Source organism: Ruegeria sp. K3 (genome assembly GCF_056531845.1).
The window spans coordinates 22,793-43,944 of sequence record NZ_JBQFMM010000002.1 but is presented as its reverse complement, the minus strand read 5'-3'; the positions used below and the strand labels follow the sequence as shown (position 1 = coordinate 43,944).

General features: G+C 57.5%; 17 protein-coding genes. 11 read left to right on the top strand and 6 right to left on the bottom strand.

Going from position 1 to position 21,152, the window contains the following annotated elements:
• Positions 1-54: 54 nt before the first annotated feature.
• Complete coding sequence (locus ACR0MP_RS03960; protein WP_480571101.1) at positions 55-1,134, bottom strand: anhydro-N-acetylmuramic acid kinase; 1,080 nt, start codon at positions 1,132-1,134, stop codon at positions 55-57.
• 650 nt (positions 1,135-1,784) lie between these two features.
• Between ACR0MP_RS03960 and ACR0MP_RS03955 the strand changes: the two genes are divergently transcribed.
• The 8 genes from ACR0MP_RS03955 to ACR0MP_RS03920 all read left to right on the top strand — a co-directional run bounded on the left by ACR0MP_RS03955 (position 1,785) and on the right by ACR0MP_RS03920 (position 12,301).
• The gene (locus tag ACR0MP_RS03955) at positions 1,785-2,864 is read left to right on the top strand and encodes a Hint domain-containing protein (protein ID WP_170406297.1); all 1,080 of its coding nucleotides are present in this window, start codon (positions 1,785-1,787) and stop codon (positions 2,862-2,864) included.
• A 298-nt stretch (positions 2,865-3,162) separates the two neighbouring features.
• Positions 3,163-4,413, top strand: a complete 1,251-nt coding sequence (gene tyrS, locus ACR0MP_RS03950; protein ID WP_170406300.1) for a tyrosine--tRNA ligase — start codon at positions 3,163-3,165, stop codon at positions 4,411-4,413.
• 462 nt (positions 4,414-4,875) lie between these two features.
• Positions 4,876-6,798: a DUF3604 domain-containing protein gene (locus ACR0MP_RS03945; protein WP_170406303.1), complete on the top strand. Its 1,923-nt coding sequence runs from the start codon at positions 4,876-4,878 to the stop codon at positions 6,796-6,798.
• A gap of 158 nt (positions 6,799-6,956) precedes the next feature.
• The gene (locus ACR0MP_RS03940) at positions 6,957-7,787 is read left to right on the top strand and encodes a peptidyl-prolyl cis-trans isomerase (RefSeq protein ID WP_480886938.1); all 831 of its coding nucleotides are present in this window, start codon (positions 6,957-6,959) and stop codon (positions 7,785-7,787) included.
• Positions 7,784-8,773 carry a HupE/UreJ family protein gene (locus ACR0MP_RS03935; RefSeq protein ID WP_170406309.1) on the top strand — a complete coding sequence of 330 codons (990 nt, stop codon included), beginning with the start codon at positions 7,784-7,786 and terminating at the stop codon, positions 8,771-8,773. Before ACR0MP_RS03940 ends, ACR0MP_RS03935 begins: the two co-directional genes overlap by 4 nt.
• 495 nt (positions 8,774-9,268) lie before the next feature.
• A complete protein-coding gene (locus ACR0MP_RS03930) occupies positions 9,269-10,819 on the top strand; it encodes a trimethylamine methyltransferase family protein (protein ID WP_480886934.1) in 1,551 nt (516 codons plus the stop codon).
• A gap of 19 nt (positions 10,820-10,838) precedes the next feature.
• Positions 10,839-11,570: an SDR family NAD(P)-dependent oxidoreductase gene (locus tag ACR0MP_RS03925; protein ID WP_480886932.1), complete on the top strand. Its 732-nt coding sequence runs from the start codon at positions 10,839-10,841 to the stop codon at positions 11,568-11,570.
• Positions 11,567-12,301 (top strand): SDR family oxidoreductase, encoded by a 735-nt coding sequence (locus tag ACR0MP_RS03920; RefSeq protein ID WP_170406318.1) that lies wholly within the window; start codon positions 11,567-11,569, stop codon positions 12,299-12,301. The genes ACR0MP_RS03925 and ACR0MP_RS03920 overlap by 4 nt, the downstream gene beginning before the upstream one ends.
• A 12-nt stretch (positions 12,302-12,313) precedes the next feature.
• Here ACR0MP_RS03920 and ACR0MP_RS03915 read toward each other — a convergent pair whose 3' ends face one another.
• The 4 genes from ACR0MP_RS03915 to ACR0MP_RS03900 are packed head-to-tail and all read right to left on the bottom strand — an operon-like array spanning position 12,314 to position 16,786.
• Complete coding sequence (locus ACR0MP_RS03915) at positions 12,314-13,654, bottom strand: NAD(P)/FAD-dependent oxidoreductase (protein WP_170406320.1); 1,341 nt, start codon at positions 13,652-13,654, stop codon at positions 12,314-12,316.
• Positions 13,651-15,147, bottom strand: coding sequence for an aldehyde dehydrogenase (locus tag ACR0MP_RS03910; RefSeq protein ID WP_170406323.1), 1,497 nt, complete (start codon positions 15,145-15,147; stop codon positions 13,651-13,653). Before ACR0MP_RS03910 ends, ACR0MP_RS03915 begins: the two co-directional genes overlap by 4 nt.
• A gap of 3 nt (positions 15,148-15,150) precedes the next feature.
• On the bottom strand, positions 15,151-16,068 hold the full coding sequence (locus tag ACR0MP_RS03905; RefSeq protein WP_480886930.1) for a dihydrodipicolinate synthase family protein: 918 nt from the start codon (positions 16,066-16,068) through the stop codon (positions 15,151-15,153).
• A 7-nt stretch (positions 16,069-16,075) separates the two neighbouring features.
• Entirely contained in the window at positions 16,076-16,786 is a 711-nt protein-coding gene (locus ACR0MP_RS03900) for a GntR family transcriptional regulator (protein WP_170734892.1), read from the bottom strand.
• Between the two features lie 133 nt (positions 16,787-16,919).
• Here ACR0MP_RS03900 and ACR0MP_RS03895 point away from each other — a divergent pair, with 133 nt between their 5' ends.
• From ACR0MP_RS03895 to ACR0MP_RS03885, 3 genes are all read left to right on the top strand, one after another.
• A complete protein-coding gene (locus ACR0MP_RS03895; protein ID WP_170396693.1) occupies positions 16,920-17,870 on the top strand; it encodes a GlxA family transcriptional regulator in 951 nt (316 codons plus the stop codon).
• A gap of 74 nt (positions 17,871-17,944) precedes the next feature.
• Entirely contained in the window at positions 17,945-18,700 is a 756-nt protein-coding gene (locus ACR0MP_RS03890) for a 3-hydroxyacyl-CoA dehydrogenase (RefSeq protein ID WP_170734890.1), read from the top strand.
• A gap of 10 nt (positions 18,701-18,710) precedes the next feature.
• Entirely contained in the window at positions 18,711-19,253 is a 543-nt protein-coding gene (locus ACR0MP_RS03885; protein WP_170662771.1) for a sugar O-acetyltransferase, read from the top strand.
• A gap of 71 nt (positions 19,254-19,324) precedes the next feature.
• Here ACR0MP_RS03885 and ACR0MP_RS03880 read toward each other — a convergent pair whose 3' ends face one another.
• Positions 19,325-21,133 (bottom strand): ABC-F family ATP-binding cassette domain-containing protein, encoded by a 1,809-nt coding sequence (locus tag ACR0MP_RS03880; protein ID WP_480886929.1) that lies wholly within the window; start codon positions 21,131-21,133, stop codon positions 19,325-19,327.
• Positions 21,134-21,152 lie beyond the last annotated feature (19 nt).

The following is a 21,152-nucleotide window of genomic DNA, read 5'->3' as shown; positions in this document are numbered from 1 at the left end:
TCATCTGGCCAAAAATACCTCGGGGGAGTCGCGCAGCGACGGGGGCAGAGCCCCCTACCCGCTCACCACGACACCCCTCGCCGGAGACGACACGACACCGCCCCCGACCAGCGCACTTACCCCGGTGGTACCCGGGCAAGAGGTCGGCAATCCCCGCGCCACACGCACGGCAAGGTAGGCAAAGGCCTGCGCTTCCAGCATGTCTCCGTCCAGCCCAACCGCCTCAACCGGCTCGACCGGGCAATCCAGCGACACGCGCAGCATTTCCATCAGCACTGGGTTGTGACGTCCGCCACCGGTAACCAGCATGCGCACAGGCGGCTTCGGACAATGCTCCATCCCCTGCAGCACACCCGCAGCGCTCATCCCGGTCAACGTGGCCACCGCATCCGCATCGCTCAGCTCGGTCACAAGACCAATCATTTCCGAGAAATCATTCCGGTCCAGCGATTTGGGCGGCATTCGGTTGAAATAGGGCTCGGCCAGAAACAGCTCCAGTGCGCCGGTCTCGACCGTACCCTCTCGGGCCAGCGCGCCGTCCCGATCCATCGGCAACCCCAACCGCGCCTGCATCAGATCGTCAACCGGCGCGTTGGCAGGTCCGGTGTCGAAAGCCAGCAACGCCCCTGGCGCTTCAGGCCCGTCAAAAGACGGGTCAACATAGGTCAGGTTCCCAACACCGCCCAGATTGAGGAAACACAGCGGCTCTTCCGCCCCGATCCATTTGGCGCAGGCGAAATGAAAGAACGGGGCCAGAGGCGCACCCTCTCCGCCCAGCGCCACATCATCGCTGCGAAAATCCCAGACCACCGGCAGCCCCAAAGCCTGCGACAGACCCAGCCCGTCACCCACCTGCAACGTGCCACGCCCACGCGGCTCATGTGCCAATGTCTGACCGTGGAAGCCGATCAGGTCGACCTCTTCGAACTCTGAAAGAACCTCGGCATGTGCCCGGGTCACCAATTCAGCCGAAACATCAACCTTTGGTCCATGCCAAAGCCCCAGCGCCGCGCGCAGTGTGGCACGCTCTTCTTCGGAATAAGCGCGATACCCGCTGGGACCAAAGCCGAATATCTGCTGCCCATCGGTTTCAACGACCGCAGCGTCCACACCGTCCAGCGATGTGCCCGACATGGCCCCCAACGCTCTGATCGCCCCCGATTTGCTGATGACCCTGCCCACGCCGACCTCGTATTGCGTCTCTCCACCCGTTTCGCCGGGTTCTGAGCACAACCTGCACGGTAATGCAAAGCCAAGGCAAGACACATCATGCGCGAGCTTCATTTTTCTTGGAAAAGGTGCCTTTTCCTTGCCTCTGCCCCCGCCTGTACCGTGCGCCGCTACAGAATTCCGAAAGGTACGAGACCGCGAATGAAGGCGACAAGGCGTTCCCAAACGCAGCGCAGTTCCGAGTGCTCATGAAAGAGCTGTACAAAGTCCATTACCACATGTTCGCAGATCGCTACAGCAGGTGCCAAGCTCTCCCAAGAATGCCCGTCGCCGGTTTCAGTGTTCCACTTGATCTGAAGCACCTACGATCATTCCATATAGCTCAGCTTCGTCAGATTTTCATTGAAACAAAGCGACTGAATAATGGCAGGTATTTTGGGATGTTGAGTGCAATAAAAGCGCAGGCTCAAAACCCCGGATATTCGCAAATGTTGCGCCAATGCTTATAGATGAGATATTAATATGCAGCAAAGCACAGACAACAAATTGAGGACGGGTGAGTAGGTTCATACCGCTTAGTAAAAAGCGGCAGTGAATTGGCCTGAACAGGGTTTATGCCAAACATATACGGTGCATTTCGGACGGACACGACTCTGACCACGAACCAGGCCCAATTCGGCGGCGTTGGAACGACATTTGAGATCTCCGCATATAATACGATCGAAATTACCGATGGCGTTGACCCCGGCACCATCGAAGGAGACGGTGTAACCAACGAATTCCCCGACGACCCCACGCAAACCTATCTGGGGAATGCAATTGCCTGGGACTACAACTACATAGTCACGGATGGCACCAATACCTATACGATTGGCGTTTTCGATTATGATTCCAGCGGCAACGGCGCGTTTGGCGGCGGAGCCGAGCAAGGGTTTTTCATCGGCTTTTTGGGGGATGTCCCCCCGCTCAACACAACACTAACGATCACGGCGCTGGGTGACGGTGCCTTCGCCAGTCCAGTCGTTAATCTGCCCGTTGACGACTTTGTTCCCTGTTTCACCAGTGGCACGAATATTCGGGTAAGGGGTGGTCATAAGGCGGTCGAGGATCTGAAAGCCAGCGATGACGTCGAAGTGTTTGATCCCACAGGTGATGGGCCCGGATTTGCCACCCTGCTGCGGGTGTTTCGCCGTACGATATCTGCCCCGGAACTGGCTGCAAACCCCAAACTGCGCCCGGTTCGTATCAGCGCCGGAGCGTTAGGTCTGGGCTTGCCTCAGCGTGATCTTGTGGTGTCCCGGCAGCACCGGATGCTGGTGTCTTCAAAGATTGTCGAGCGTATGTTCAGGACTTCCGAAGTTCTGGTACCCGCCGTCAATCTGACTTCGCTGCCCGGTATTTTCATCGACCAGGATGCCCAGAGCGTCGAGTATTTTCACCTTCTTTTTGGACAGCACGAGGTAGTCTATGCCGAAGGCGCACCATCGGAAAGCCTGTTTACCGGACCGGAAGTGCTCAAGGCCATCAGTCCAGAAGCACGAACAGAAATCCTGAGCATATTCCCCGAGATAGCAGAACTGGAATTTGCCCCCAAGCCCGCCTGCCCGATCCCATCCGGGAAGCTGCAAAAGCAACTGATTGAACGCCACATCAAGAATGAAAAGCCGCTTCTGTCCAGACACACTGCACGCTAGAACCAGAGGTTATCCGGCAGGACTTGGTACGCTTCAAAAACTGACGCGAAATTCTGTGTTTCGCTATGCGTTATTTCTTCGCGTTTCCCTCATAAAGCTTATCCGCAAGATTCTTTTTGTGCGGACTGCACTTGCTCGCCAATGACTGGACATTCCGCGAGACTTAGGGAATTAGAAAGCCAGTCGCATGAATGTACCTTCCGTCGTGCGACCAAGCGGGTCTGGTTTTGAAACTACTGACCTATGACTTACACCAGCCCTTGCAGAGAGGGCCAGAACACAAGGCCTGTTGAGCGTCATGACCTACCACCCCAAATCGGATTTCATCGCCACGATGATCGAGCGCGGCTTTCTCGCCGACTGCACCGATTATCAGGGCCTTGACGACGCTCTGATTTCTGGGGTGCAGACTGCTTATATCGGCTATGACGCCACGGCGCAGTCTTTACACGTGGGTCACCTGATGAACATCATGGTGCTGCGCTGGCTGCAAAAGACTGGGCACAAACCGATCACCCTGATGGGCGGTGGCACCACCAAGGTGGGCGATCCCTCGTTCCGTTCAGACGAACGCCCGCTACTGGGCCCTGAACAGATCGACGCCAATATCGCAGGCATGAAACAGGTGTTCTCGAAATACCTGTCTTACGATGACAGCGAGACCGGCGCGTTGATGCTGAACAATGCCGAATGGCTGGATAGCCTGAACTACCTCGATTTCCTGCGCGATATTGGGCGGCATTTCTCGGTCAACCGGATGCTCAGCTTTGAATCGGTGAAATCGCGGTTGGATCGTGAACAGTCGCTGAGTTTCCTCGAATTCAATTACATGATCCTGCAGGCCTATGACTTCCTCGAACTGAACCGCCGGTATAACTGCGTTCTGCAGATGGGCGGCTCGGACCAGTGGGGCAACATCATCAACGGCATCGACCTAACCCGCCGGGTGCTGGATCACGAGATCTATGGCCTCACCACCCCCCTGTTGACCACCAGCGATGGCCGCAAGATGGGCAAATCACAGGGCGGTGCGGTTTGGTTGAACGGCGACATGCTGAGCGCCTATGAGTTCTGGCAGTTCTGGCGCAACACCACCGACGCCGATGTGGGCCGTTTCCTGAAAATCTTCACCGAGCTTCCGGTGGACGAATGCGACCGCATGGCCGCGCTGCAAGGGTCCGAAATCAACGAGGCCAAAATCCGCCTCGCCAACGAAGTCACAACTCTGCTGCACGGTGCAGAAGCCGCTGCAACCGCCGAGGCGACCGCGCGCGAGGTGTTCGAAAAGGGCGGCGTTGGCGGAGACCTCCCGACCCTGACCCTCAGCGCATCAGAGCTGGGTGACGGCATGTCCATCGTCCAGCTGATCGTCAAATCCGGCCTCGCCAAATCCGGCAAAGAGGCCAAGCGCCTGATCGCCGAAAACGGCGCCAAACTGGACGATGCCCCGCTGACAGATGCGGGCTTGATGATCGACGCAGGCGCGTTGTCATCGCCGATCAAGCTGAGCGCGGGCAAGAAGCGTCACGCACTGGTTCAATTGGGTTGATACAATCGGACGGCCACCTGCGGGCACCAGCGATATATGGCAGATGTTGCACGTCGAGTAACTCGAACTGCAACAACTTTGGCCTACATCCTGCGAGATTCCGCTTCGAGCCTATAATGATCCATGTCGCGATAGCCCGGGATGTCATCTCATCGCCGCAATGCCAACTTTGCAAAGTGTATACAGGCAGACGATGGGCATTCGCCAATCCAAACGGTGCTGAGTCGCAATTTCTCTAAAGCTTCCTTTCTCGATGTTGAGCACAACAATCTAGGAGATGGCTTATGGAGTTATCGTTAGACCAACTTCTTCAGACAAACTCCTAAGTGTACCATCGTGACAATGCCAAGAGCGGAATATCCCCACAAACGGAAAATTGATGTTATATAGAGAAATAGGAATATTAATTCTTGAGTTGTAGGTCATCGGCACCACCGCGCTATCTTGATTTAGGAGTTCCATATGCTTCGAGCTTTTGTTTGTTCTATCTCACTAGGGCTGGCATCATCGACTGTCCTTGCAGATGCTGTTCCAAGTGAAGAAGCCGCGGCAGGCTTGTTCTCAGATCAACCGTATTCCCCGTATGCCGAACGCACTTTCCCCGAGCGACCGCTGTGGGGAGACACGCATCTTCACACCGGGCTTTCGCTGGACGCAGGTGCTTTTGGGAACACTCTGTTGCCTGATGAAGCATGGCGTTTTGCAAAAGGTGAACAGGTTACTTCTTCAACGGGTCAACCAGTAAGACTGGCCCGGCCCCTGGACTGGATGGTTCTTACGGATCACACTGACCTAATGGGATTCGCCCCTGACCTTCAGGCTGGCAAGCCAGGCGTTCTTGCCGATCCGAAAGGTTTGGAATGGTACGAAGGTTACAAGGCAGGCGGCGAAGAGGCCGGCAAAGCGGCGTTCGATATCATTACCAATTTCTCGCAAATGACCCTGCCAGAAGTCCTTCTGGACTCCTACAGCCCGGGTGCTGACGCTTTTGCTTTTACATGGGAGCAAATCGTTCTGGCTGCGGAAGAACACAACGACCCCGGCAATTTCACGGCGTTCATAGGGTTCGAGTGGACTTCTGTACCCAAGGGCTTCAACCTGCACCGGAATGTTATGCTGCGCGATGGGCCCATCAGGGCGCTTCAGATGGTGCCGCCAGTCACGCAACCGCCATTTGGTGATACCGACCCAAGAACGCTGTATGCATGGCTAGATGACTATCAAGAAAAAACGGGTGGTCGCGCGGTAGCTTTCGCCCATAACGGCAACCTTTCGAACGGATGGATGTTCCCGACCGAAGACACCTATCACGGTGGCAAGGTCGACGAGGAATATGTGGCTGCCCGCGCAAAATGGGAGCCCCATTACGAAGTCACTCAGATCAAGGGCGACGGCGAAGCGCACCCCTATCTGAGCCCCGACGACGAATTCGCGGATTACGAAAACTGGGACGTTGGCAATCTCGACATAACCGAGCTGAAAACCGATGACATGCTGGCCGGCGAGTACGCCCGAGAAGCCTTGAAGCGCGGTTTGTTGTTGGAAGAGAAGTTCGGCGTGAACCCATATAAGTTTGGCATGGGTGGCGCGACGGACAGCCATACGTCTCTAGCAACTGCTGAGGAAGATAACTTCTTCGGAAAATCCGTCAGCGTTGAACCTTCGGCCACGAGAATAAAGCATCCTTTCATCGCCAACGATCTTGGCGAAATTCCTGGCGACCTCCTTGTAGCTTCTGGATACACGGCCGTTTGGGCGACCGACAATACTCGCGCTGCGATCTTCGATGCGTTCAAGCGGCGCGAAACCTACGCGAGCACTGGACCGCGGATTGGTCTACGGTTCTTTGGCGGATGGGATTTCCTCGACGCTGATGTTGAAACTCGCTTTCTTGCAGATGTGGGCTACACAAAAGGTGTTCCAATGGGTTCGGATTTGCGACCTCGCGAGGGTGAAGGTCCGCCCACATTCCTGATCGCTGCTCTGCGCGACCCGGTCGGGGCCAACCTGGATCGCGTACAGGTGATAAAGGGATGGCTCGATTCCGAAGGTGCTTTGCAGGAAAGCGTTTATGACGTGGCATGGTCGGACAACCGTGTTGCCGATCAAAACGGCAAGATCCCTGCGGTTGGGAATACCGTGGATCTGGAAACCGCCAGCTGGACCAATACAATTGGAACCGCCGAACTGGTAACCGTTTGGTCTGATCCTGATTTCGATCCAAATGCGCGGGCATTCTATTACGTACGTGCGCTCGAAATCCCAACCCCACGCTGGGTGTTGTACGACAAACTGAGGTTTGGTGCGGAGCTGCCAGAAGATGCGGTACTTACGCATCAGGAGCGCGCGTATTCCTCGCCGATTTGGTACACGCCGGCAGAGTGACCTTACTTCGTGCAGATTTGGGGACCCAGGTCGCAATCACTAACTCGGGACGCTCTTATGATAAGCGGCGCGCCTTGAGTTGCAATTCCTTGTGTTATTCAACTGCCTGATGCCAGCATAAAACATAATGCCGTATCGCGTTTCACGCAGGAGCCTTCATGCGAATAGTGAAAGAACCTCTGTTCCATTTCTTCTTGATCGGAGCTGCCATATTCATTTGGTTCCACATAATATCACCAGATAACGACGCCGCTGCAGATCCGGAGACGATAGCTATAAGCGAAAGTGATGCCGCGCTGTTAGCTTCACAGTTCGAAGCAAGGTGGAAACGCCAGCCTAGCGGTTCCGAGCTACAAGCGTTGGTCGACGCTTCAATTCGCGAAGAAGTTTTAGTTAGGGAAGCAAGAAAGCTTGGCTTGGAACGCGGAGATAGCGTGATCAGGTCGCGGCTGAGCCAAAAGATGGATTTTCTGACCGAAGCCATCGCCGCTTCAGTTATTCCAGAAGACGAAGATCTAGAGGCTTTTCTCCAACAAAACACGGACCGCTACGCGACACCCAATAAGGTCGCGTTCACTCAAGTTTTTCTTGGTGAAGGACCAAGTGAGACCGAGATTGAAAGGGCACTGGCCGCCTTGCGTGCGGAACAGGAGACTTCCGGCTTGGAAAGCGCGACACTACTGCCTGCATCAATGCCCCTAACCGCGACACGGGTAATCGACTCGGTCTTTGGAACCGGATTTTCCAATGGTCTCTCCAATCTCGAAAAAGGTCAGTGGATGGGGCCGGTCCAATCAGGTTACGGCATCCATCTGGTGAAAGTGCTTGCCATTGAACCAAGCCGGATACCTCGCTTGCAAGAGATCCACAGTGTGGTGCTTCGTGATTGGCGTCGCGCCATGAGCGAAGATTTGGCGCAGGCGCAATACGAGGCTCTTGCCGACAATTATGAGATCACAGCACCCGATCTCACAGGTCAGGTCAAATGAACTTCATCTTCGGCTTGATGTTTGCTCTGTTGTTCACGTGGCCCACGGGATACGCCAACGCGCATGCGCTTGATCCGGGATACTTGGAAATTCGACAAATCACTACGGACACTTGGAGTGTTCATTGGCGAAAACCAGATGTTTATGGTCAACCAATGGCGATTGATGCGGTGTTACCGGATGGCTGTACACCCTCACACGGCCCTGACCCAATCTCCGATGGGCGAGCGTGGGTTTCTTCCTGGGTTGTCGAATGCCGTGCTGAGATCGCGGGCCAATCCATCGAGGTCGACGGACTGGCGGCACAAAAGAACGACGTTTTGGTCCGTGTGCATCCTCTGCACTCCGAGCCTGCCACGCTTCGTTTCACCCCGGATGCTGCCATCCAAAACATACCTTTTGAACAGACAACATGGTCTGTTTTCATAGCCTATTTTCAGTTGGGTTATGAACACATACTAGAAGGCTGGGATCACCTGCTGTTTGTCTTTGCACTGTTTGTTTTGGTCCCTGATCCGTGGAGACTGGCGGGAGCAATCACGGCATTCACCTTGGCACATTCAATAACACTGGCACTGGCAACGCTGGGATTTCTGAATGTCCCCGGCCCGCCGGTCGAGGCCGTCATTGCGCTTTCTATCGTTTTTTTGGCAATGGAAATTGTTAAGGGCGGTGACGGGCGTTTTCGACTTTCAAAACAAAAGCCCTGGATCGTTTGTTTCGGATTTGGGCTTTTGCACGGCCTTGGTTTTGCAGGCGCTTTGTCCGAGATAGGACTTCCCTCCAACGATATTCCTGCAGCCTTGTTTGCCTTCAACCTAGGCGTCGAAGCTGGTCAGTTGAGCTTTGTCGGAGCTTTGGCGCTTCCTGTCGCGATCTGGCGATTGATGGCATGTCCAGTTAGCCAAAGGGCGACTGTGATTGCCGCTTATGGCATCGGGTCGGTATCGATGTACTGGCTCATAGAACGCATAAGTGGGTTCTAAAGCGCTAAACCTCGGTATCGTTGAGGTGGTAGATCGGCTCAGGGCACTAGTCAATTGCGAAGCGCGCAAATTGACCGGATGCAGGTGCAACCGCGTAGAATAGGCTGCGAACAAAAGCCCACTTCATCGCATGCCCAACGTTTGTTTACCTAAGCGGCCATAGTTGCTCCCTGTACAAACTGCGGATCGGGTATGTCCGCATTTGGTTGCGAGTGTTCATTGAAACCAAACAAGTGAAGGGTAGCTTTGTCCGCTGAGCAGACATTGAGCAATGTCATACACGAATGTCCTGACAAAGGCATTTTCGGAATCGTTTTTGTCTGATGGTACTGAAACCCAAATGGGCGTAAGACTAACAATACTACTCTATGGGCTGACTTCGAGTGGTTATTTACACTTGTGATATTTCGGCGTCGCATTTCGCAACAGTCTTTCGCATTCCTGCATGTGGACCTCACCCTTTCCGTTCCACTCTGAACCGGAAGGAGGCACCATATGACCAGAACTGCCACAGCCACACGTACCGGAGGGCGCTCTGCCCGGCGCGCCATGCGCACCGCTCCAAACTTCGAGATGTTGCCGGGCCTGACCCGCGGCATTCCGTTATGCGAGGTTATGGACGGCGCACAGGTAAAACGCATTGATGCGGCCTCGATGGATATTCTGGAAAACGTAGGCGTTCAGTTCCGTGATCCCATCGCGCTGGAAGACTGGAAGAAGGCTGGTGCCAAGGTCGAAGGTGAGCTCGTCTATCTGGATCGCGGTCTGGTGCGTGAGCTGATCGCGACCATTCCGTCAGATTTCACCTACCACGCGCGCGATCCGAAAAAGAACGTGCGGCTGGGCGGTAAACACTCGATCTTCGTGCCGATGACCGGAGCGCCCTTCCTGCGCGATCTGGAAGATGTGCGCCGCAACCCGACGCTGGACGATCTGGCGATGTTCCACAAGCTCAGCCATATGTTGCCCGCGCTGCATTCCTCGGCCCATCACATCGTGGAGCCCTATGATCACCCGATCAGTCAGCGGCATCTGCGGATTACCTATTCGTCAATGAAGCACTCTGACAAAACCTTCATGGGCATGACCACCAGCCCCAAGAATGCCGAAGATGTCATGGAGATGTGTGCCATCCTGTTCGGCGAGGATTTCCTTGAAGATCACCCGGTCACCACTGGCAATTGCAACGGCAATTCGCCGCTGGTCTGGGATGAAACCATGTTGGGCGCGATGCGCGCCTTCTGTCGCCGGAAGCAGCCCGTGCTGTGCTCGCCCTTCGTTCTGGGCGGGGCCAATACGCCCGCCAGCGTCCCCGCCACGGTGGCGCAACTGAATGCCGAGGCGCTCAGCGCGCTGGCCTATACGCAGGTGATCCGCAAGGGCGCGCCCGCGATCTACGGGCACTACCTGTCGACCGTCTCGATGAAATCCGGCGCACCGATGGCAGGCACGCCCGAGATCAGTCTAATGAACTTCATGATCGGCCAGATGGCGCGGCACTACGAAGTGCCTTGGCGTACCTCAAACACTCTGGGCGGAGCCAAGACGTTCGACGCGCAGGCAGGCTATGAATCTGCCACCACCTTGCAGGCGGTCATCCATGCTGGTGCGAACTACATCTGGCACTCGGCAGGCTGGAACGAGGCCGGGATGCACTGCTCGACCGCCAAGTTCATCGTTGACGCGGAACAATGCGCCATGGCCTATCGCATGGCCGAGGGCCCGAAATGGGGCGATTTCGATCAGGCCGTTTCGGCAGTCGGTGATATCGGTCCGGGCGGGCATTACCTTGGGCATCCGCATACGCAGGACAATTTCCAGAGCGCATTCTTCATGCCGGATATGTTCGACAACAACTCGATCGAACAATGGCAGGCTGAGGGTTGTGTTGAAATCACCGAACGCGCGCTCAAACACGCCCGCAAGCTGTTGGCCGAGTATCAGGAACCAACGCTCGATATCGCCAAGAACGAAGAGCTGCTGGATTACATCGCCCGGCGCGAGCGTGAAATACCGGCTGCGGATGAGCTGAACCAGTCCTACTAAATCCCGGGGAGGTACACGAATGAGGTTCGCTGAAAAAACCGCACTCGTCACGGGGGCGTCGGGCGGGATCGGGGGCGCCATCGTCAGCCAGTTGCGGGCCGAAGGCGCGCGTGTAGCTGTTGCTGACCGCGATGTGGGCAGCCTTGAAGCCGAGGCGCATCTGCCCGGCGATCTGCGCGATCCCGACTATTGCGACGGGCTGGCCTTGGCCGCGCATCAGGCGCTGGATGGTCTTGATATCGTGATCAACAATGCAGGCGTGATCACCCGCGGCCCGGTGACTGAAACATCCGATGAGGATTGGGCCCTGTCCGTCGGAGTGAATGTCGAGGCCCCTTTCCGTATCTGCCGCGCTGCGATTCCAATCATGGCGGCGGCGGGTGGCGGTGCTATTGTGAACACTGCCTCGTGCTGGGGCCTTCGACCTGGCCCGGATCATGCGGTGTACTGCATGACCAAAGCGGCCATTGCCAGCCTCACCCAATGCATGGGGCACGATCACGCCCATCAGGGCATCCGCATCAACGCCGTCTGCCCGAACGAGGTGAACACACCGATGCTGCGTTCGGGCTTTGCCAATCGTGGGTTCGATCCTGATACGGCGATTGCCGAGCTTGGGAAGTCGGTGCCTTTAGGGCGTATCGCCGAACCCGAAGATATAGCCGAAGTGATCCTTTTTCTCGCCTCGGATTCGGCGCGCTACATGTGTGGTGCTCTGGTCGAAGTGAATGGGGGCAAGCCGGTGCAATGAAAAGATTCGCAGGAAAAACAGCGCTCGTGACCGGTGGCCGCAGTGGCATCGGACAAGCCATCGCCCGGCGGCTGCGCGAAGAAGGGGCTAATGTCTACACTGCGCAGCGCGGTAAAGATGATGAGTTCCCCTCTATCCCGGCGGATTTTGCAAACCCGGAAAGCCCGGTGCAGATCATCAAGCAGGTTGTGGACAGCGCGGGCCAGCTGGACGTACTGATCAACAACGCAGGCATGATGCAGGAGGCCTCTGTCAACGACATGCCGCTTGAAGATTGGCAACGCAACCTCATGGTCAACCTGACCGCCCCGTTCCTGCTGATCCAGGCTGCACTGCCACATCTGCGCAAAACCAAGGGCAGCATCGTCAATATCGGCTCGGTCGAGGGGTTGGGCAGCAACCCCGGCCACGCCGCCTACTGCGCCTCTAAGGCCGGGCTGCATGGGCTGACCCGCGCGGTTGCCGTGGATCACGGAGCAGAAGGCATTCGCTGCAATGCGGTGGCACCGGGCTGGATCGACACAGACCTCAACATCGATTTCATCGAGAGCATGAACGACCCCGGCGCATTCCGCCGGGATATCGCCCGCATTCATCCCGTTGGCCGCACCGGCGACCCGAAAGAAGTCGCCGCACTGGTCGCTTTCTTGGCAGCCGAGGAAGCGGGTTTTGTCACCGGTCAAATTTACACGATCGATGGCGGACGGATGGCAAAGCTCAGCCTGCCCTGACCAGCCTGCAAGCTATTCCGCCCCTGATCGCCACTCTTTCCAGCGCAGATACGCATTGGCCCCAACCGATGCGAAGGGCTCGGGTGGCAAACGCGGTGGCATCGGTTGCGCCAGAAAATGATCTGCAATCTGGGAGTCTTTCCCCAGTACAAGCTCTGCCACGCCCATTCCCTGCAGTGTTCCTCGCGCTATACCCAATCCGTTTTGACAGCAGGCGGCATATACACCCTGCTCGATCTCACCGAACGCGGCCGAACCATTGCGGCTGAGGCACAGCATCCCAGCCCAACGGTGCTGCATCTGTACATTTGGCAAGTTGGGAAATCGCTCCTGAAACTTACGATCGTGCACCGCGCCTGCCCGATTCAAATGGCTATCGCTGCTGTGGATTTCAGGATGAAAGCTTGAACAGGTCCGGATCAGAATGCGATCCCCATAACTGCCCGAAACCCGCCGGACCGAAGTGCCCATCGGATCCGCTGGCGTTACTGACCAGCGTGGCTGTCCGCCCAGCGTGGCGATCTGATCTGGCGTCAGCGGTTCCGTTATCGACGCGTAGAGGCAGATGTGCATCAGACGCCGCTGGTAAAACCCAAAGCTCTCCAGGTGACCATTTGTTGCCATCACGATCCGCCCCGTCGAAACCCGCGCCTGTTCGGTCTCGACCGCCCAGCCACCGCCTTGTTTGCGAAACCCGGTCACGGCAGAGTTTTCATAAACACCGATCCGCCCAGCCAGATGCGTTGAGAGAGCCCGCACATAGGCTGCAGGCTGGATCATCACCGTCCCGGGCGCAAACAGACCAGATGTGTAATGCGGGCTGCCCGTCAGCGCCTGCATCTGCTGTGCATCATAAAGCTCGTGGGGCTCTCCCAATCGTGCCAAATGCACTGCGTAGTCTGCGTTGTGCCGATCACCCGCTGCGGTCGCAGCAGCGTTGATCTTGCCGCACGGGTCGAACATCTCCGGCGACAGGTCGCACTCAGCGGCTACCCGGGTCGCAAAGGAAATCGCCTGGCGATTCAGCGCGATTGTGGCCCGATCTGCCTCCAGCCCATCGCTGGCGTAATTGTCCGAGGCCAAGTCATGCGGCAGATCGATCATGAACCCCGAGTTGCGCCCGGCAGAGCCTTCCGCAAAGCGCCCAGCCTCAAGCACCACAACCTTCAGCGCCGGATCAAGCTGATGCAGCCTCAGCGCTGCGGACAGCCCGGCAAAACCACCGCCGATGATGGTCACATCTGCGGTCTGGTCTTGCTCAAGCCGAGGCAGGTCCTGCTGCAGAGGCAGGATGGCATTCCATCCTGCCACGCCGGTTTGCCGGGGTAAACGTTTGGCGGTGTAGATCGTCAATCTACCGCCTCATCTTCGTCATCGGCCAGATCAATCCAGATGGTTTTCAGTTGGGTATACTGATCATGGGCGTGAATCGAGTTGTCCCGGCCACCAAACCCGGACTGCTTGTAGCCACCAAAGGGTGTGGTGATATCCCCTTCACCAAAGCTGTTGATCGTGACGGTACCCGCCCGGATCGCCCGCGCGCCTCGGATGGCGCGTTTGGCGTTGGCTGTGAAGATCGAAGCACACAGGCCATATTCAGTGTCGTTGGCAATGCTGATCGCCTCGTCAAAGCCAGAGACTTCGATCACCGACAGAACCGGGCCAAAGATTTCCTCGCGCGCCAGCGTGGCATCGTTTCCGGGCACTTCGACCACCGTGGCCTCGATGAATCCATTCTCGGCCTTTCCGCCAATCAGCACGTTTTCGGCCTTGTCCAGATATCCGCAAACCTTGGAATAATGCCCTTCACTAACAAGCGCGCCCATACGAGTTTCCGGGTCCAGCGGTTCGCCGACATTCCATTGCTTCGCATGATGCGCGATCCGTTCCAACAACTCTGCCTTCACGTCCTTATGCACAATCAACCGCGACGAGGCCGAGCAATTCTCGCCCATGTTCCAGAACGCACCATTGACGACATGCGCCGCCACGCGGTCCAGATTTTCCGCATCCTCCATCACGATGGCCGGGTTCTTGCCGCCCATCTCAAGCACCACCTCCTTGGCATTGCTTTCAGCGGAATAGTTCAGGAACTTCTTGCCCGTCACGGTCGAGCCAGTGAAGGACACCATGTCGATATCCATATGCCGCCCGATGGGTTCGCCCACCTCGGCGCCACCACCTGGTACCACGTTCAGCACACCGCGCGGCAACCCGGCCTCAGACGCCAGCTCCGCCACCTTTAAAGCGGTCAGAGAAGTCTCGGCCGCCGGCTTCAGCACCACTGAACACCCCGCCGCCAGCGCCGGCCCGATCTTCCACGCCAGCATCAGCAAGGGGAAGTTCCACGGCAGGACCAGCCCAACCACGCCAATGGGCTCACGCACGACCATGGCGATGTGGTCATCACTGGCCGGGCTGACCTGATCATAGATCTTGTCGATCGCCTCGGCATGCCATTTCAGGCAGTGGATCGTCTCGGGAACATCAACAGTTTCGCAATCAAAGATCGTCTTGCCGCTGTCGATGCTCTCCATCACCGCCAGTTCCCGCGCGTTGCGGGTAAGCAGCTTGCACAAGCGGATCAGAATGTCCTTGCGATCCGAGGGGTGCATCTTTGACCAACGCCCGTCGTCAAAGGCTTCTCGCGCCTTTTCGACCGCAAAATCCACATCCTCCGATCCGCAGGCAGCAATGCTGGTCAGCACAGCCCCGGTGGCTGGATTGATAGTCTCGAACACCTGCCCTGAGGTCGCCGGGCGGTAGCCGCCATCGATGAAAGCGCCCGTCGGCAGATCCAGATGCGCAGCGATGGATTCGTATTCGTCTTTCGTCAACAAGCCCATGCCTTAACCCTCCGCCAAAATATCTGCGATTTTGCGTTTCAGAACGCGCGTCACCTGTTCCAGCGCGCGTTTGTCATCTTTGTTCAAACCTTTCAGAGGCGGCCTCACCACGCCTGCATCGATCCCGTTCATGGTGACGCCATGCTTGATCGTCTGGATGAATTTGCCGCCCTGCTCCAGCACCCGCATCAGCGGCATCAGCGCGCTCATGATGCGACGGCCCTTGGCAAAGTTGCCCTCGATCACACAAGCCTGATACAGCGCCACGTGTTCGGCAGGCAGAAAGTTCGACCCACCACAGACCCAGAACGGCGCTCCCCAGGCGAAGAACTCCAGCGCCTGATCATCCATGCCACAACCAAGTTGGATATGCGGGTAGTCCCGCGCCAGCAGATGCACCCGGTTGATATCGCCCGAACTTTCCTTGATGCCACAGAAATTCCGGCTGCGGCCTACGCGGTCCAGGAACTCTTCCCCCATCATCGTGCCGGTCCGGTGCGGATAGTTGTACAGCATCACCGGCAGGTCAGCCGCCTTGTCGATTGCCAGCGCATTCAGCGCATTCTCGCGGTCGGTGGGCACCGAATACGGCGGGCTGGCCAACAAGATCGCATCTGCGCCTAGGTCTCGCGCACCTGAGGCTAAAGCGACGGAATCCCCGGTCAGCATCGCCCCCGTTCCCACAACCAGAGGCACACGCCCCTTTAGTTGTTCATGCGTAAAGCGCGCCAGTTCCAGCCGCTCATCGACGGTCTGCGCATAGTTTTCGCCGGTGGACCCGCCCGAGATCAGCCCGTGCACACCATTCGCGATCAGGTACTCGATCACCTCGGCCAACGCGTCCCAGTTCACGCCACCATCCGCCGCGTAGGGTGTCACCACCGGCGTATAAATACCCTCAAATCTGAAGATCGGAGTCATGTGTCCCTCATGCAGAAGTCTTACCGGGGACCTGCCCCAGCGGAAAATCCAACCCCTCGGGCATCACGAACAGCTCGATCTGATCGCGTGACAGGGTCCAGTGGTCGTCGGCCAGCTGCGCAGCAGCCGCCTCATCGCCCGTCTCGATGGCGGCGATGATGGCGTCATGCTGGTCGCTCGCCTCTGAAAGGTTCTCAGCCATTCGTGCGGTCTGCGGGCGATAAAATGTCATCCCGATCCGCGCGTGATCGATCAGCAACCGGTTGAACGATGGGGATAAATAGACATTCCCCGCCATCTCTCCGGTCACCTCGTGAAACCGGGTATTGGCCAGCGTCCGCTCCTCAGCCGAGCCTGTACGCAAGGCTTGCCGAAACGTCTCTTGCGCCTCTTTCAACTGATCGATCTGATCGTGCGTCGCATTCGCCGCGGCCAGACGCAGCACCGCGCCATAGACCATCGGCGCAACCAGAAAGAAATCGCGTAGCGTGGTATGAGACATCTCTGACACCCGCGCCCCGCGATGGGTGCGCAGGTCCAGATACCCCTCACCGGCCAACTGCCGGAACACTTCGCGCAATGGCGTGCGCGACAGGCCAAAGGCCTGCGACAGCTGCGCCTCGTCCAAATCCTCTCCGGGACGCAAACGCAGGGTCAGAACCGACATCTTCAGATGCTCAGCCAACGCCTCTTTTGGTGATTTCCCTTCGTCCCTCATCCGATCCCCTTCATCACGATCCCGCGAATCGATAGCTTGCCCTCTGGTATCGTATAAAAATACATGTTGTATACAGTTAGTTTTCGTGCAGCATGCAGAAAACTGTCAGAACGCCCTGATTCCGGTCCTATCGATGAGCCAAACACAGCACTACGCCTTCATACTGGTCGAGGAATTCTCGCATCTCGCCTTCTCCTGCGCGGTCGAGCCATTGCGGATCGCAAATTTGCTGGCCGAGGAAGATCTTTATCGATGGTCCTTCCTGTCCGAACACGCAGAGCATGCGGTCTGTTCAAACGGATCGGTCACTTTGGTGCATGGCGGATTGGGATCTATCCCAAAATGTGACCAACTGTTTGTTCTGTCAGGAATAAACATGCGCAATCACGTCTCGCGTCCGCTGCTCGCAACCCTGCGCCGAGAGCGGGCACGGGGCACCAATATCAGCGCCTTGTGTTCCGGTGCATGGCTGCTGGCCGAGGCCGGATTTTTGGATGGGATGCAGGCAGCGATCCATTGGGAATACCATGATGCTTTCATGGAGGCCTTCCCCGAGATAAACCTTGTTCGCAGCGTCTTTGTCGCCGACGAAAAACACATGACCGCCTCGGGTGGCACCGCAACCGCCGATCTGATGCTGCACCTGATCGAACGCGACCACGGTCACGATCTATCAGTCGCAGTGGCCGATCAAATGGTCTATAACGCCGTGCGCAACGCCACCGCCGATCAGCGCGTTTCGCTGCAATCGCGCAACGGGATGCGGAACGCGCATCTGGCCAAGGCAATCCACATCATGACCGACAATATCCAAAGCCCGTTGTCCCCCTCGGTCATTGCCAGCGATATCGGCATCTCAACCCGGCAACTGGAGCGCCTGTTTGGGAAATTCCTGAACACCTCGCCTAAGAAATACTTCATGGAATTGCGGCTGGACCGCGCCCGCAATCTGCTGTTGCAGACCGAATCTTCGGTGACCGAGGTCGCCTTTGCCTGCGGTTTCGAAAGCGCCGGCCATTTCTCGCGTGTGTACCGGGCTGCGTTTGGCGTCACGCCGATGCAGCAGCGCAGCAGGCTTGATTGATCAAAGCTGTGACTGGACAGAGGGCCATGGTTGGGATTATCTGAACAAGTGTTCAGATCAGGAAGGAACCCGCCATGCAACTCTCAACCATAGCTGCGGTGATCACCGGCGGAGCCTCCGGCCTGGGTGAAGCCACAGCCCGTCACTTTGCCGAGAACGGCGCGCAGGTCACAATCCTTGACCGCGACGCCGAGCGTGGCCCGCAGGTCGCGGCTGAAATCGGCGGACATTTCGCACAAACCGATGTGACGGTTGAGGCCTCGGTCGCTTCAGCGATTGCACATGCGATGGACAAGATGGGTCGCATCACCGCCGCAGTGAACTGCGCCGGAATTGCGATTGGAGCTAAGACTGTGGGCAAAGACGGCCCCCACCCTCTGGAGGCGTTCCAGCGTACCATCGACATCAATCTGGTCGGTTCCTTCAACGTCTCGCGTCTTGCTGCCGCAGAGATGGCAAAGAATGACCCCGAACCGGATGGCGCGCGCGGCGTGATTATCAACACCGCCTCGATCGCGGCCTTTGACGGGCAAAAGGGTCAGGCGGCCTATGCAGCCTCGAAAGGCGGCGTGGTCGGCATGACGCTACCCATGGCGCGCGATCTGGCCTCGACTGGTATCCGTGTGATGGCCATCGCACCGGGCATCTTCATGACCCCGATGCTGGCCGGCCTGCCTGAAGAGGTGCAGCAACAGCTTGCGGCGGACGTCCCCAACCCTGCTCGCCTCGGCGACCCGCGCGAATACGGTCGTCTGGCCGGGTTCATCGTCGAGATGGGCTACCTGAACGGAGAGGTCATCCGCATCGACGGTGCCCTGCGGATGCGCTAAGACGGGTTTCATGACCGAGCGGCAGAAAATGGCGGCAGGCGAGTGGTATTGCTGCCTCGACCCCGAACTGGAAGTGCTTCGTATGAAAGCACGCCGCGCGGTCCATGCCCACAACACCTGCCCGCCCGATGACCGAGGGGCTATAGCTCCCGAATTGGCGGCGCTCTTTGCGGGGATCGGGCAAGATTGCTATTTTGAGGCTCCGTTCCACTGCGCTTATGGAATGAACCTGTCGCTGGGCGACCGGGTTTATCTGAATGCGGGCTGTGTCATTCTCGACACCGCGCCTGTTCGCATCGGCAGTGACTCGATGCTCGGCCCCACGGCACAGATCTATTGCGCCCAACACGCCAAAGACCCAGCCCTGCGCGCACAGGGTCTGGAAATCGACCACCCGGTGACAATCGGCGAAAACGTCTGGATCGGCGGCGGCGCGATCATCATGCCCGGCGTCACTATCGGAGACCGCGCCATCGTCGGCGCGGGCAGTGTCGTCACGAAGGACGTCCCCGCCGGAGCAACTGTTGCCGGTAACCCCGCCCGCCCCATTTGAGCACGCGCAAACCGGTGCATAGGTTTGTACAACTCAGACAATCTAGTCGATTGAGGTTGTACAACTCGGACTCAACCGGCTTCGGCCTTCTCTTCCAGCATCAGCCACTCTTCCTCAGCCGCTGACAGTTTTACCTGCCGTTCGACCAGGGCATCGGTTGCCTTCTGGAACTTGATCGGTTCGCGTGTGAACAGCTCAGGATCAGACATCAGATCTTCGAGCTTGGCGATCTCGGCTTCAAGGCGCGCGATCTCTGCTGGTAGCTTCTCAAGTCGGTGTTTCTCCGAAAATGAAAGCCCCGCCTTCTGCTTCGCCTCTTGCTTCACTTTCGGCTTTGAAGGCCTTGGTTTTTCTTCCTTTTTCGCAATCACATCACCTCGCTGAGCGATGTAATCGGACCAACCACCAGCATAGACGGTCGCGCGCCCGTTGCCCTCCATGGCGATGGTTGTGGTCGCAACACGATCCAGAAAATCCCGATCGTGGCTAACGAGCAGCACCGTGCCATCATAGTCGTCCAGCAATTCCTGCAGCAGATCCAGCGTTTCGACATCCAGATCGTTGGTCGGTTCGTCCAGCACCAGCAGGTTAGAGGTTTTTGCCATCAGTTTCGCCAACAGCAACCGGGCTTTTTCCCCTCCGGACAATGACTTAACAGCCGCTCTTGCCTGCGCATCATCAAACAGAAACTCTTTGAGATAGCCCACCACATGCTTGGGCTGCCCGCCGACCATCACCTGATCGGCCTTGCCCGAGACCCGCATCTCGGGATCGCCGGTCAAGCTGTCCCACAGGCTCATTTCCGGGTCCAGCTGTGCCCTCGCCTGATCGAACACGGCGATCTCAAGGTTAGTGCCCAGCACCACCGAACCCTCGTCTGGTTCAACCTGACCTAGCAGCATTTTCAGCAACGTCGTTTTGCCCACACCGTTAGGCCCAACAAAGGCCACACGGTCGCCGCGCTGAACCAGAAGATCGAAATTGCGCACGATCTGCTGAGAGTCAAATGCCTTTGAAACGCCAGTAGCCTCGATGACCTTGCGGCCTGATTTCGGACCGGATTCCAACGTCATGGCAGCCGATCCCTGACGTTTGATCTGCGCTGCACGCTCGGCGCGCAAGGCTTGTAGCGCCCGAACACGACCCTGATTGCGCTTGCGGCGGGCGCTGATACCCTCGACGGCCCATCGCGCCTCGGACTTGATCAAGCGGTTCAGCTTGTGGCGCTGCTGATCCTCCTCTTCCCAGACCTTGTCCCTCCAGCTTTCAAAGGCCGCAAAGCCCTGTTCTTGCCGCCGCACAACTCCGCGATCGATCCACAGCGTCGCACGGGTCAACGCACGCAGGAATGCGCGATCATGCGAGATCAGAACATAGGCTGCACGGGTCGAGCCCAACTCACGCTCCAACCACGCAATCGCCTCGATATCCAGGTGGTTCGTCGGTTCGTCCAGCAACATCAGGTCCGGCGCTTCGGCCATCAGCTTGGCCAAGGCGGCGCGTCGCCTTTCCCCACCCGAAGCGGTTTCGACCGCACGCTCAGGGTCGAATTTCAGCCCTTCGCCCGCGCGTTCGACCTTATACAGCTCACCCGGTTCCAACCCGCTTGAGGCATAGTCTCCAAGCGTCGCGAATCCCTGCATTCCGGGATCCTGCTCCATATAACCGACTGATTTACCAGGAGGGATGACGATTTCACCCTGATCGGCCTCGACCAGCCCGGCCATCACTTTCATCAAGGTGGATTTGCCAGACCCGTTCCGCCCGACCAGCGCGACGCGATCACCGGGTTGAACCACAAGCTCCAGATCGGAAAACACCGGATCACCCCCGAACGTCAGAGAGATACCGGACATCTGCAATAAAGGAATTCTCGCCATACCCGCCAGCTAAACCGGC

Bases quoted from the DNA above. Each gene is read 5' to 3' on its own strand.
- ACR0MP_RS03960 (WP_480571101.1), bottom strand. From the start codon at position 1,134: ATGTCGGGCACATCGCTGGACGGTGTGGACGCTGCGGTCGTTGAAACC.
- ACR0MP_RS03955 (WP_170406297.1), top strand. From the start codon at position 1,785: ATGCCAAACATATACGGTGCATTTCGGACGGACACGACTCTGACCACG.
- tyrS (WP_170406300.1), top strand. From the start codon at position 3,163: ATGACCTACCACCCCAAATCGGATTTCATCGCCACGATGATCGAGCGC.
- ACR0MP_RS03945 (WP_170406303.1), top strand. From the start codon at position 4,876: ATGCTTCGAGCTTTTGTTTGTTCTATCTCACTAGGGCTGGCATCATCG.
- ACR0MP_RS03940 (WP_480886938.1), top strand. From the start codon at position 6,957: ATGCGAATAGTGAAAGAACCTCTGTTCCATTTCTTCTTGATCGGAGCT.
- ACR0MP_RS03935 (WP_170406309.1), top strand. From the start codon at position 7,784: ATGAACTTCATCTTCGGCTTGATGTTTGCTCTGTTGTTCACGTGGCCC.
- ACR0MP_RS03930 (WP_480886934.1), top strand. From the start codon at position 9,269: ATGACCAGAACTGCCACAGCCACACGTACCGGAGGGCGCTCTGCCCGG.
- ACR0MP_RS03925 (WP_480886932.1), top strand. From the start codon at position 10,839: ATGAGGTTCGCTGAAAAAACCGCACTCGTCACGGGGGCGTCGGGCGGG.
- ACR0MP_RS03920 (WP_170406318.1), top strand. From the start codon at position 11,567: ATGAAAAGATTCGCAGGAAAAACAGCGCTCGTGACCGGTGGCCGCAGT.
- ACR0MP_RS03910 (WP_170406323.1), bottom strand. From the start codon at position 15,147: ATGGGCTTGTTGACGAAAGACGAATACGAATCCATCGCTGCGCATCTG.
- ACR0MP_RS03905 (WP_480886930.1), bottom strand. From the start codon at position 16,068: ATGACTCCGATCTTCAGATTTGAGGGTATTTATACGCCGGTGGTGACA.
- ACR0MP_RS03900 (WP_170734892.1), bottom strand. From the start codon at position 16,786: ATGAGGGACGAAGGGAAATCACCAAAAGAGGCGTTGGCTGAGCATCTG.
- ACR0MP_RS03895 (WP_170396693.1), top strand. From the start codon at position 16,920: ATGAGCCAAACACAGCACTACGCCTTCATACTGGTCGAGGAATTCTCG.
- ACR0MP_RS03890 (WP_170734890.1), top strand. From the start codon at position 17,945: ATGCAACTCTCAACCATAGCTGCGGTGATCACCGGCGGAGCCTCCGGC.
- ACR0MP_RS03885 (WP_170662771.1), top strand. From the start codon at position 18,711: ATGACCGAGCGGCAGAAAATGGCGGCAGGCGAGTGGTATTGCTGCCTC.
- ACR0MP_RS03880 (WP_480886929.1), bottom strand. From the start codon at position 21,133: ATGGCGAGAATTCCTTTATTGCAGATGTCCGGTATCTCTCTGACGTTC.